At 60.9% G+C, this 12,317-nt stretch carries 12 protein-coding genes; 2 read left to right on the top strand and 10 right to left on the bottom strand.

From position 1 onward, the window contains the following. Window positions 1-101: 101 nt before the first annotated feature. On the bottom strand, window positions 102-311 hold the full coding sequence (locus HDC30_RS05450) for a cold-shock protein (protein WP_002554837.1): 210 nt from the start codon (window positions 309-311) through the stop codon (window positions 102-104). A gap of 353 nt (window positions 312-664) precedes the next feature. On the opposite strand from HDC30_RS05450, the gene dcd reads away from it, so the two are divergent. Further along, a complete protein-coding gene (dcd, locus tag HDC30_RS05455; RefSeq protein ID WP_003222308.1) occupies window positions 665-1,231 on the top strand; it encodes a dCTP deaminase in 567 nt (188 codons plus the stop codon). 102 nt (window positions 1,232-1,333) lie between these two features. Continuing rightward, the gene (locus HDC30_RS05460; protein WP_027614346.1) at window positions 1,334-1,543 is read left to right on the top strand and encodes a hypothetical protein; all 210 of its coding nucleotides are present in this window, start codon (window positions 1,334-1,336) and stop codon (window positions 1,541-1,543) included. Window positions 1,544-1,589: 46 nt separating this feature from the next. Here the strand turns inward: HDC30_RS05460 and pdeM are convergent, their stop codons facing one another. The 9 genes from pdeM to HDC30_RS05505 form a co-directional block, all read right to left on the bottom strand. Further along, entirely contained in the window at window positions 1,590-2,246 is a 657-nt protein-coding gene (gene pdeM, locus HDC30_RS05465) for a ligase-associated DNA damage response endonuclease PdeM (RefSeq protein ID WP_150370399.1), read from the bottom strand. Continuing rightward, entirely contained in the window at window positions 2,243-4,732 is a 2,490-nt protein-coding gene (locus tag HDC30_RS05470; RefSeq protein WP_183781477.1) for a ligase-associated DNA damage response DEXH box helicase, read from the bottom strand. The genes pdeM and HDC30_RS05470 overlap by 4 nt, the downstream gene beginning before the upstream one ends. 192 nt (window positions 4,733-4,924) lie before the next feature. After that, complete coding sequence (locus HDC30_RS05475) at window positions 4,925-5,689, bottom strand: ABC transporter ATP-binding protein (protein ID WP_123586990.1); 765 nt, start codon at window positions 5,687-5,689, stop codon at window positions 4,925-4,927. 13 nt (window positions 5,690-5,702) lie between these two features. After that, entirely contained in the window at window positions 5,703-6,821 is a 1,119-nt protein-coding gene (locus HDC30_RS05480) for a succinylglutamate desuccinylase/aspartoacylase family protein (protein ID WP_097086538.1), read from the bottom strand. 11 nt (window positions 6,822-6,832) lie between these two features. Continuing rightward, on the bottom strand, window positions 6,833-7,543 hold the full coding sequence (locus tag HDC30_RS05485) for an ABC transporter permease (protein WP_097086541.1): 711 nt from the start codon (window positions 7,541-7,543) through the stop codon (window positions 6,833-6,835). Next, window positions 7,540-8,268 (bottom strand): ABC transporter permease, encoded by a 729-nt coding sequence (locus tag HDC30_RS05490; protein WP_003222319.1) that lies wholly within the window; start codon window positions 8,266-8,268, stop codon window positions 7,540-7,542. The genes HDC30_RS05485 and HDC30_RS05490 overlap by 4 nt, the downstream gene beginning before the upstream one ends. 57 nt (window positions 8,269-8,325) lie before the next feature. Beyond that, complete coding sequence (locus tag HDC30_RS05495) at window positions 8,326-9,108, bottom strand: transporter substrate-binding domain-containing protein (protein WP_003222321.1); 783 nt, start codon at window positions 9,106-9,108, stop codon at window positions 8,326-8,328. A 425-nt stretch (window positions 9,109-9,533) separates the two neighbouring features. Continuing rightward, entirely contained in the window at window positions 9,534-11,222 is a 1,689-nt protein-coding gene (locus HDC30_RS05500; RefSeq protein WP_183781480.1) for an ATP-dependent DNA ligase, read from the bottom strand. Continuing rightward, on the bottom strand, window positions 11,219-12,253 hold the full coding sequence (locus HDC30_RS05505) for a ligase-associated DNA damage response exonuclease (RefSeq protein WP_098967542.1): 1,035 nt from the start codon (window positions 12,251-12,253) through the stop codon (window positions 11,219-11,221). Before HDC30_RS05505 ends, HDC30_RS05500 begins: the two co-directional genes overlap by 4 nt. Between the last annotated feature and the right edge of the window lie 64 nt (window positions 12,254-12,317).

A 12,317-nucleotide genomic window follows, 5' to 3' on the forward strand; every position in this document is an offset into this window, starting at 1 on the left:
AAAGCAGCCGTGAGGGCTGCTTTTTTGTGGCCGTTAAAAAACACACGCCCACAAAAAAGCCCCGCTTTGAGGGCGGGGCTCTTTTCTAAAGAAGCTACAAGTTAGATAACTTGTACTTCTTCAGCTTGCATGCCTTTCTGACCGCGGGTAGCGATGAAAGAAACCTGTTGGCCTTCTTTCAGGCTTTTGAAGCCGTCGGATTGGATAGCTTTGAAGTGAACGAACAGGTCGTCACCGGATTGTGGAGTGATGAAGCCGAAGCCTTTTTCATCGTTGAACCACTTAACGGTACCGGTTTGGCGATTAGACATGGTGTAACTCCTTGAACAAAGATAACTGCGACTCAGGAAGAACCCTGGCCGAGACTGAGTGCAAAGAGCAGGAAAAATTCTTGTAGATGGTTGGATCGAAATTCAACATATCGTGTAGAGATTCTCAGTGACACAAGCAACACAGTGGCGCCACCTTAACCCTTTTTCCGGAACGTGCCAATGTTTCTTGCGAAGGTTTCTCTGTTTTAGGGATCGACGGTGTGACGGTTCGTCGCCAGGGCCTGTATTTCCAGGGTGTTCGGCGAGAATTGCAGCGCGGACTTTGAACCCGGCGGCGCGCCCGGTAAGATGCCGGACAGATTTTTTCCACCTCGCTATTCAGGACACCCGCCATGAGCATCAAATCGGACAAGTGGATTCGCCGCATGGCGCAGGAACACGGCATGATCGAGCCCTTCGTCGAGCGCCAGGTGCGCGGCAGCGACGACAGCCGTGTGATCTCCTACGGTGTGTCGAGCTACGGCTACGATGTGCGCTGCACCAATCATTTCAAGGTGTTCACCAACATCAATTCGGCGATCGTCGATCCGAAAAACTTCGACGCCGGCAGCTTTGTCGACATCCACAGCGACGTCTGCATCATCCCGCCGAACTCCTTCGCCCTGGCCAGCACCGTCGAATACTTCCGCATTCCGCGCAACGTATTGACCATCTGCCTGGGTAAAAGCACCTACGCGCGCTGCGGTATCATCGTTAACGTCACCCCGCTCGAGCCTGAGTGGGAAGGCCACGTGACCCTGGAATTCTCCAACACCACCAACCTGCCGGCGAAAATCTACGCTAACGAGGGCGTGGCGCAGATGCTGTTCCTCGAATCCGACGAGCAATGCGAAGTTTCGTACAAGGATCGCGGCGGCAAATATCAGGGCCAGCGTGGCGTGACCCTGCCGCGTACCTGATCCATCCGGCAGTTCGCGGGAATTCTTTGGCGGGCAGACACTCTATGGGGTGTACTGCCCGTTTTTGCTTCTGGCAAAGCGGGCCTTCGCCGAGGAGGTTGCATGAAGATCGATCCGCATATCACCGCCCAACTGGCAAGGCTTGAGCCCAATCAGGTTGGCGTTTTGGCCTGGTCATTGTTGGCACACCCGGCTTTCCATATGGCAGGCGGCATTCCCGGTCAGCCTGATCCCGACACCCCTAACGAACAACCGACCGAACCCGGCGAGCCGACGCTGCCGGACGAGCCGCCACCCGCGCCAGTGGCCTGAGTCGCTACTCCATGAATGGCCAGTCAGTTGAGGTTTGCCCAAGACCTCAACTGACGGGCCATATTTCGTTGTCGCCGATGACGAAAATCCTGCACTGAGCGTCTTTCTCGACCTGATAACCACCGGTAAAGGCACCAAAGGCCGGCAGCAGGCTCAATCGCTCACCCAGTCGAAAACATGCCAGGCGCAAACGCTGCCGCCCCTTGCCGTTGAGCCGATAGACCGGATGCACATGCCCGGCCAGCACGTGTCGTTCGGAATGTGGGGCGGGTTCGTGTTGCAGGGCAAACGGCCCGAGCAGCAGGGGCTCCGGAACCACGCGGATATTCAGCGCCGCCGGTGGATCTCCGGCACGTTTGTCGTGGTTGCCGCGAATCAGCGTCATCGGCAGATCCGCGTGCCGTGCACGCCATTCGGCCAGTGCATTCAGCGTGCCCGCCGCATGCGAACCGGGGCCGTGCAGAAAATCACCGAGGAAAATCAGTTGCCGACAGGGCAGTCTGGCCAGCAAGCGGTCGAGCACTTCGATGTTCGCCGTCGTGGTGCCTTGTGGCACCGGCTGGCCGAGGCTGCGATAGGCCGCGGCCTTGCCGAAATGCACATCGGCGATCAGCAGTGCTTGCTGCGCCGGCCAGTACAGGGCCTTTTCCGGCAGCAGCCAGAGTTCTTCACCGGCCAGGCGCACTGGATACGCTGCGCTCATGAGGCTTGACCCTTGTCGGCGGATTTCTCCAGATCGCCGACCATGCGCCGGATGCGGTCAGCGAGTTTTTCCGAACTCATGCTTTCGCGCATGCGCTCCACCAGCAACGGAAAGCCTAGCGGTGTAGGACGTTTGATCAGGTGCATGTCCAGTTTCATCCGGTTGATCCGCTCCAATGTCTGTTCCAGACGACGAATATCCAGTTCTTCCCGTAAGACTTCTTCCCCGGCTTGAGCCAGCAGCAGGTTGTCAGCGTCGTATTGTTTGAACACTTCGAAGAACAATCCGCTGGAAGCCTGTACCTGGCGGGTACTTTTCGGCGCGCCGGGATAGCCGGCGAACACCAGCCCGGCGATCCGCGCGATCTCGCGAAAACGCCGCAACGCCAACTCCCCGGCATTGAGGCTGGCCAGCACGTCGCGCAGCAGATGCTCGGGGCTGAGCAGCGCCGCATCGAATTGCTCGAACCAATCGACCGGCGTGGCGCTGAGCAACTCCAGCCCGTAATCATTCACCGCAATCGAGAACGTCAGCGGCTGGCGCTGACTCACGCGCCACGCCAACAGGCTGGCGAGCCCCAGATGCACCTGGCGCCCGGCAAACGGATAAAGGAAAAGGTGCCAGCCTTCACGGGATTTCAGCGCTTCGGCCAACAGACTGTCGGAGGTGGGCAGACCCGACCAACGCGCCTGGGTTTGCAGCAACGGTTGCAGCGCCTGCATTTCCGGGCCGGCGAACTCACCGCGCGCTGCCGCCGTGAAGCGGCTGACGACAGCGGCGGCCAATTCGTTGGAAAGCGGCATCCGCCCGCCATTCCAGCGCGGCACGGCGGCTTTTTTCGCGGTGCTGCGTTTGACGTACGCGGTCATGTTCTCCACCCGCACCAACTCCAGCAGGCGCCCGGCAAAGAGAAAGCCGTCACCCGGTTTCAGCCGCGCGATAAAACCTTCCTCGACGCTGCCCAACTGCTTGCCGCCGCCACCCTTGCTCCAGAATTTCAGATTAATGCTCGCGTCGCTGACGATGGTGCCGATGCTCATGCGATGACGGCGCGCCAATCGCGCATCGGGCACGCGCCAGACGCCGTGTTCATCCGGTTCGACCCGGCGGTAATCCGGATAGGCCGTCAGAGAAAGCCCGCCGTGACGTACGAAAGCCAGCGCCCAGGCCCAATCTGCCAGTGTCAGATCACGATAAGCCCAGGCACCACGCACTTCTTCATACAGCTCTTCGGGAATAAAGCCACCGCCCAGCGCCATGCTGACCAGATGCTGCACCAGCACATCCAGCGGTTTGTGCGGCGACAGACGCGGTTCGATGAGTCGTTGCGCCACGGCGTCGCCTGCGGCAGCGGCTTCGATCAGTTCCAGGCTGTGGGTCGGCACCAGTGTCACTCGCGAGGTGCGCCCGGGCGCGTGACCGGAGCGCCCGGCGCGTTGCATCAGTCGCGCTACGCCTTTGGCCGAGCCGATTTGCAGGACCCGTTCCACCGGTAAAAAGTCCACGCCCAGATCCAGGCTCGAAGTGCAGACCACGGCTTTCAGCTTGCCGTCCTTCAACGCTTGCTCGACCCAGTCGCGGGTCTCGCGGGACAGTGAACTGTGGTGCAGCGCGATCAGCCCGGCCCAGTCCGGCCGCGCTTCGAGCAACGCCTGATACCAGATTTCCGACTGCGCGCGGGTGTTGGTGAACACCAGGCTGCTGGCGCAGGCGTCCAGTTCGGCAACAACCTGCGGCAGCATCTTCAGACCGATGTGCCCGGCCCAGGGAAAACGCTCGATGGCCGGTGGGATCAAGGTGTCGACCTTGAGTGATTTTTCGCTCTGGCCCTGCACGCTGATCCCGCCGCCCTGTGGGATCAGCACCTGTTCGGCGTGGGCTTGATTACCGAGGGTGGCAGAAACGCCCCAGACGATCAGCTCGGGTTGCCAATGGCGCAGACGGGCGAGGGCCAGTTGCAGCTGCACGCCGCGTTTGTTGCCGAGCAGTTCGTGCCATTCATCGACAACGATCATCCGCAGGCTCGACAACGCAGTCCTGGCGTCGGCTCGGGCAAGCAGCAGGGTCAGGCTTTCCGGGGTGGTGATCAGCGTGGTCGGCAGGCGCCGGCCCTGACGCGCACGTTCGGCGCTGCTGGTGTCGCCGGTGCGCAGACCGATGCTCCACGGAATCTGCAAATCGCTGACCGGCGCTTGCAAGGCGCGCGCGGTGTCGGCCGCGAGAGCGCGCATCGGCGTGATCCACAGCACGGTCAGTGGTTCGGCTGGCGTTTTGCGTTTTTTGCTGTCTGCAACGCTGGGTTTGATGCGGGCGAAGCGGTTGAGCGCGGCGAACCACACCGCATAGGTTTTACCGGCGCCGGTGCTGGCATGGAGCAACCCCGACTGACCTTGTTTGACGGCGGCCCACACCTGCTTTTGAAAGGCGAACGGCTTCCAGTTGCGTGCGCTGAACCAGAGTTTTGCGAAGTCGGTGGAGGTGGGCATACCGGCGGCGTGCGCTCTGAAAGTGTTCCTTCAGTGACCGCGCCGTTGCGGGACAAGTTTAATTTTGTGCGATTACCTACACCATTGTGGGAGCGGGCTTGCTCGCGAAAGCGGTGTGCCAGTTAGAACAGTTTTGACTGACACACCGCTTTCGCGAGCAAGCCCGCTCCCACAGGTTATTATCTGCGTCTGTTACTTGAGGTTCCCGCTGAGGAACTGCTTCAGCCGTTCGCTGCGCGGATTGCCCAGCACGTCTTCCGGCGCGCCTTCTTCTTCCACCAGCCCTTGATGCAAAAACAACACCTGGCTGGAGACTTTGCGGGCGAAGCTCATTTCATGGGTCACCATGATCATCGTCCGACCTTCTTCAGCCAGACCCTGAATCACCCGCAACACCTCACCCACCAGCTCCGGGTCGAGTGCCGAGGTCGGTTCGTCGAACAGCATCACTTCCGGCTCCATCGCCAGCGCCCGGGCAATCGCCACCCGCTGTTGCTGGCCGCCAGAGAGAAACGCCGGGTACTGATCGGCAACACGCGCCGGCAGGCCGACCTTGTCCAGGTAGCGGCGGGCGCGGTCTTCAGCTTCCTGCTTGCTGCAACCCAGCACCCGGCGCGGGGCCATGGTGATGTTTTCCAGCACGGTCATGTGGCTCCACAGGTTGAAATGCTGGAACACCATGGCCAGTCGCGTGCGCAGGCGTTGCAGTTCATTCGGGTCGGCGACGTGCATGCCGTGGCGGTCGGTGACCATGCGGATCGCCTGGCCATCGAGGCTCATGGCGCCGTCGTTGGGTTGTTCGAGGAAGTTGATGCAGCGCAAAAAGGTGCTTTTACCCGAGCCGCTGGCGCCGATCAGGCTGATCACGTCGCCGGTCTTGGCCTTGAGCGAAACGCCTTTGAGTACCTGATGGTCGCCATAGCTTTTGTGCAGACCTTCAACAGTCAATTTGTACATGGGACAGACATCCTCAAGGCGAAAGTAGATAGCCGCTGCGATAGGCTTCGGCGCCCGCCACGTGGGCGATCACCATACCGGCAGTAGCCATGCGCCGCAGCGAGCGGGCGTACAGCAGGCCGGCGGCAGTGCAATGAATGGGGGTGACCCGGTCGTGGATCGGGTCGATGATTTCGGCAATCTGTTGCCCGGCTTGCAGGTATTGCCCGGCCGTGGCGGTGTACACCAGCAAGCCGCCCACCGGCGTGGTCACCGGTTCGACGCCGGCCAGCGGCGTGGCGGGGAACGGCAGGGGCGGCTGCGGCTTGGTCTCGCCGACGATCGCGTCGAACTGGATCAGGTAATCGATCAAGGCCTGGCAGTCACGACTGGCCATTGGGTGATTGACGTCACCCTGGCCGCGCAATTCCACGGTCACCGAAAAGCTGCCCAGCGGAATCTCGAAGTGTTCGCCAAAGCGCTCCTGCAGTTGCCACCACAACAGGGTGAAGCATTCGTCGAATGACTGGCCGCCGGAATCGGTGGCCAGCAGACTGGCCTGAGCTTCGATGTAACGCGCCAGCGGCTCGACCTGCGGCCACGCTTCGGGCGTGGTGTAGAGATGAACCACGGATTCGAAATCGCAGTGCAGATCCAGCACCATGTCGGCATCGCACGCTAGCCGTTGCAAGGTCAGGCGCTGGGATTGCAGTTGTGTGCCGGGCGTTTGACGGGCGAGGGCGTTGCGCAGGCTGGCGCGGATCAGCTCAAGGTTGCGCTGCGGGTCGTCGCCCAGTTTGCCCTCGATGTCGTTGCCGATTTCTTCGCTGAGGTCGACGAACCAGCGATTGAAATTCTGCCCGCTCTCCATCTCGTACCGGCCCAGCGGCACGTCCATCAGCACTTGTTCGAGGCCGACCGGATTGGCCACCGGCACTAGCACGATCTGGCTGCGCAGGCGCCCGGCGGCTTCCAGCTCCGCCAGTCGCTGCTTGAGGTGCCAGGCCACGAGCATGCCGGGCATTTCGTCGGCATGCAGCGAGGACTGGATGTAGATCTTGCCTTGGGCCTGCTCCGGGCCGAAGTGGAAGCTGTGGATCTGTCGTGCGGTCCCCGGCACCGGGGCCAACAGGTCATGGATCTGGTGTCGCATTACAGGTTTTCCTAGTGGGTCGGCCCGAGGAATGCCAGCCATCGGCGTTCGGCGAGGCGGAACAGGCCGACCAGCGCGAAGGTGATGGTCAGGTAGATCAGCGCGGCGATGCCGAACGACTGGAAGGTCAGGTAGGTCGCCGAGTTGGCGTCCCGCGCAACTTTCAGGATGTCGGGGATGGTCGCGGTGAAGGCCACGGTGGTCGAGTGCAGCATCAGGATCACTTCGTTGCTGTAATACGGCAACGACCGGCGCAGCGCCGAGGGCATGATCACGTAGGCGTACAGCTTCCAGCCGGTCAGGCCGTAGGCCTTGGCCGCTTCGACTTCGCCATGGTTCATGCTGCGGATCGCCCCGGCGAAAATCTCCGTGGTGTAGGCGCAGGTGTTGAGGGCGAACGCGAGGATCGTGCAATTCATCGCATCGCGAAAGAAACTGTCGAGCAACGGCTGCGCGCGCACGGCGGCCAGGCTGTAGATCCCGGTGTAGCAGATCAGCAACTGGATGTAGAGCGGCGTGCCACGGAACAGGTAGGTGTAGAACTGCACCGGCCAGCGCACATAGAAATGCGAAGACACACGGGCGATCGACAACGGGATCGATACCAGAAAACCGATGAAAATCGAGGCGCTGAGCAGCCACAGGGTCATCGCCAGACCGGTGATGTTGGTGCCGTCGGTATAAAGGAAGGGTTTCCAGTATTCCTGCAGGAGTTCGATCATCGTACGGCCTCCCGGGCACCGGCGGCGTAGCGACGCTCAAGCCAGCGCAGGATGACGTTGGATGCACTGGTGATCAGCAGATAGATCAAGGCGGCGAGTACCAGGAAGTAGAACAGTTGATAGGTGCTTTTACCGGCGTCCTGCGCGGCTTTGACCAGATCGGCCAAGCCGATGATCGACACCAGCGCGGTGGCCTTGAGCATCACCATCCAGTTGTTGCCGATGCCCGGCAGGGCGAAGCGCATCATTTGCGGGAACACCACGAAGCGAAAACGCTGGCCGCGCTTGAGGCCATAAGCGGTGGCCGCTTCGACCTGACCGCGTGGTACGGCGAGGATTGCCCCACGGAAGGTTTCGGTGAAATACGCGCCATAGATGAAGCCCAGAGTGATCACCCCGGCGGTGAAAGAGTCGATTTCGATGTAGTCCCACTCCATGACGTCGGTCAGGGCGGTCAGCCAGGTTTGCAGGCTGTAGAAAATCAGCAGCATCAGCACCAGATCCGGCACCCCGCGAATCAGCGTGGTGTAGAGCTGGGCAGGCAGGCGCAGCAGTTTGGATTTCGACAGTTTGGCACTGGCGCCCAAGAGCCCGAGCAACACGGCCACCAGCAGCGATAACGCGGACAATTTGATGGTCATCCAGGTGCCTTCCAACAGCAACGGGCCAAAGCCCTTGAGGCTGAAGGCGGAGAGCCCCAGATTTTGTAAGAGGTTTTCGAACATAAATCAGCAACCTGAGCGGATGGAAAAGGCGCCCATCGACTGATGGGCGCCAGGGCATTATTTACCGCTGTACAGATTCAGATCGCCAAAGTGTTTCTTTTGAATCTCGGCGTATTTGCCGTCATCGTGTAACGCTTTGATACCTTTATCTAAAAGCGCCTTCAGCTCTTTGTTACCTTTCTTAATACCGACAGCGGTTTTGGCTGGCAGCAATTCGCTGTCGACCGGCTTGCTGACTTCGTAGTTGGCGCCATCCGGCGACTTCAAAAAGCCCAGTTCGGCTTGCAGCATGTCCTGGATCGAGGCGTCGAGACGGCCGTTTTTCAGGTCGGCGTAGACCTGATCCTGGTTGGCGTACGCCTGGATTTTTACCCCGGCCTTCTCCAATACGGCCTTGGCGTAGGCTTCCTGGATGGTGCCTTGCTCGTAACCGACGGACTTGCCCTTGAGGGAAGCGACGTCATCGCTCAGGCCGGAGCCCTTCTTGAACACGTAGGAAGTCGGGCCGGAGAACAGCTCGCTGGAGAAGTCGATCGCCTTTTCACGGGCCGGGGTCACGGTCATCGACGAGATCACACCGTCGAATTTGTTGGCGTTGAGGCCCGGAATCATGCCGTCGAAGTCGCTTTCAACCCATTTGCACTTGACCTTCAGCTCGGCGCAGATCGCGTTGCCCAGGTCGATGTCGAAGCCCACCAGGCTGCCGTCGGCCGCTTTCGACTCGAACGGTGCGTAGGAAGGATCAACGCCAAAACGCAGCTCTTTGTATTCCTTGGCCAGCGCGGAGCCGGCAGCCATGCACAACGCCAGTGCAGAAAGGGTCAGCAATGCTTTTTTCATTATTCAATCCCTAAGAACCAATATGAGCGCTTGTGGCGCAGAATTATTGTTACTGGAACGCGTACGACCTATAGAAAGTAGCAATTTCCGAACCAGAGTCCCGAACAAGTGTTTTAAAAGGTTGGGGGAGGGAGGAGGGAGAGGGATTGGTGCACGGGAATGGGCGGCTGTTGAAGGCTGCACCAAGTTGGGTCGATGCACGCATTTTTAAGTGATTCAGAATACTTGTAGAGAGGGGATTTATCCCCGATCGGCTGCGCAGCAGTCGCAAATCCGGTACACGCGGTTTACTGAAAGAATGATGGGGGGCCGCTTCGCGGCCCATCGGGGATAAATCCCCTCACCACAAGATCTCCTCACCAGAAAATCCACTCACTACAGGATGTTCATTCAGGATGATTGGAGGTTTGTCCCGGAAAACCCGGTCAGGCCAGCAAATCCTGCAACGTTGCCAGGCTATCGGCCTCATCCACCGTCTTGTCCTGCCGCCAGCGCAGCATCCTTGGAAAACGCACGGCGATCCCGCTCTTGTGCCGCCGCGACAGGGCGATGCCTTCGAAACCCAGTTCGAACACCAGACTCGGCTTGACGCTGCTGACCGGGCCGAACTTTTCCACGGTGGTCTTGCGCACGATGCTGTCGACCTGGCGCATTTCCTCGTCGGTCAGCCCCGAATAGGCCTTGGCGAACGGCACCAGCGCCCGTTGGCTGGACTCGGGCGGGCCGTCCCACACGGCGAAGGTGTAATCGCTGTACAGGCTGGCGCGCCGGCCATGTCCGCGCTGGGCATAGATCAACACCGCATCGACGCTGAACGGATCGACCTTCCACTTCCACCACACGCCCATGTCCTTGGTCCGGCCCACGCCGTACAGGGCGTCGCGGGCCTTGAGCATCATGCCCTCGACACCGAGGCGCCGTGAGGCTTCACGCTGGCGGGCGAGATCGAACCAGTCGCTGCCGGTCAGAATCGGCGAGGCCAGTAACACCGGGTTGTTACCGTGAGCGATGACCTGCTCCAGTTGCGCGCGTCGTTCGGCCTGCGGACGGTTGCGCCAGTCTTCGCCTTGCCACTCCAGCAAATCGTAGGCAAGCACCACCACCGGCACTTCTTCGAGGATTTTCTTGTCGAGGGTTTTGCGCCCGATGCGTTGCTGCAGCAGCGCGAACGGTTGCACCGCCGGCGGTGCGCTCGATTGCGGGTCGAAGGCGTCTGCGGTGCTCGGATGGGTGCTTTTCCAGACCACGATTTCGCCGTCGATTACCGTGCCGTCGGGTAACGCGTGGACCAGTGTGTCGAACTCGGGGAAACGCTCGGTCACCAGTTCTTCACCCCGCGACCAGACCCACAGCCGACCCTCGCGCTTGACCACCTGCGCGCGGATGCCATCCCACTTCCATTCCACTTGCCAGTTGCTCGCCGGCCCTAGCAGCGCTTCAAACTCCTCCACCGGTTGTGACAAGCCATGCGCAAGGAAGAACGGGTAGGGTTGGCCGCCACGTTGCGCATGTTCATCGGCGGATTCCGGCGCGATCAGTTTCAGGTAGCTGGTCGCGTTCGGCCGGTTCGACAGGTCGGTGTAACCCACCAGGCGCTGCGCCACGCGTTTGCTGTCGAGGCCGGCCATCGACGCCAGAGCGCGGGTGACCAGCAGTTTCGACACGCCGACGCGGAAACTGCCGGTGATCAGCTTGATGCACAGCATCAGGCTCGGCCGATCCAGTTGCGCCCACAGCGCGGGCAGGTGACGGGCGAGGTACTCCGGGGTTTCACCGCGCAGCGGCAGCAGCTTGTCTTCAATCCATTCGGCAAGACCGGCCTCGGAGCTGTGCGAATTTTCCGGGAGCACCAGGGAAATGGTTTCCGCCAGATCGCCAACGGATTGATAACTTTCCTCGAACAGCCACGGTTGCAATCCCGAGACTTCCACCGCCAGTTCGCGCAGGATGCGCACCGGCACCAGTTGCCGCGGGCGTCCACCGGACAGAAAGTACACCGCCCATGCCGCGTCCTGTGGTGCTGCTTGAGCGAAGTAGGTTTGCATCGCCGCCAGTTTGGCATTGCTTGACGTGGTGGCGTCGAGTTCGGCGTACAGCTCGGCGAAAGCTTTCATGCTTGCACCTCGGCGATAACCGGCTCGGCGCCAATGTTCTCCTCTTCGTCGTCGCCGTATTCGGTGTTGAAACCCTGCGCGTCCAGGCCTTGTTCGCGCAGATGCCGGACCAGCACGCCGATCGAGCCGTGTGTGACCATCACCCGTTCGGCGCCGGTCTGTTCGATGGCCCAGAGCAGGCCCGGCCAGTCGGCGTGATCCGACAGCACGAAACCGCGATCCACACCGCGCCGCCGGCGGGTGCCGCGCAGGCGCATCCAGCCGCTGGCAAAGGCGTCGCTGAAGTCGCCGAAACGGCGCATCCAAGTGCTGCCACCGGCCGAGGGCGGGGCGATGACCAGCGCCTGACGCATGATCGGGTCGGATTTTTTGATGTCGCCGGCGTAGATCGTCGGCGGCAGGTACACGCCGGCCTCGCGGTAGACCCGGTTCAGCGGTTCGACGGCACCGTGACTGAGGATCGGGCCGAGGCTGGCGTCGATGCCGTGCAGAATCCGCTGAGCCTTGCCGAATGAATAACAGAACAACACGCTGGCCTTGCCCGCCGCGATGTTCGCCTGCCACCACTGGTTGATCTCGCTGAACACCTGCGCCTGTGGTTGCCAGCGGTAGATCGGCAGGCCGAAAGTCGACTCGGTGATGAAGGTGTGGCAGCGCACCGGTTCGAACGGCGCACAGGTGCCGTCGGGTTCGATCTTGTAATCTCCCGATGCGACCCAGACTTCGCCGCCGTATTCCAGACGCACCTGTGCCGAACCGAGCACATGCCCGGCGGGATGGAAACTCAAGGTCACGCCGTGATGGGTCAGCCGCTGGCCGTAGGCGAGGGTTTGCAGGTTGATGTCCTGACCCAGACGCGCACGCAAAATCCCTTCGCTGGCGCTGCTGGCAAGGTAGTGCTGATTGCCGTTACGGGCGTGATCGCCGTGGGCATGGGTGATCACCGAGCGCTCGACCGGGCGCCACGGATCAATGTAGAAATCCCCGGCAGGGCAATACAAACCTTCGGGGCGGGCGATAACAAGGTCCATGTCGTTACCAGAATGGGGGGCTTGTTAGCTATGAGGTTGGCGCGAGTCTGGAAGTTCTATCGAT

It is taken from the genome of Pseudomonas sp. JAI115, assembly GCF_014200835.1.
GTDB classification, from domain to species: Bacteria; Pseudomonadota; Gammaproteobacteria; order Pseudomonadales; family Pseudomonadaceae; genus Aquipseudomonas; species Aquipseudomonas putida_A.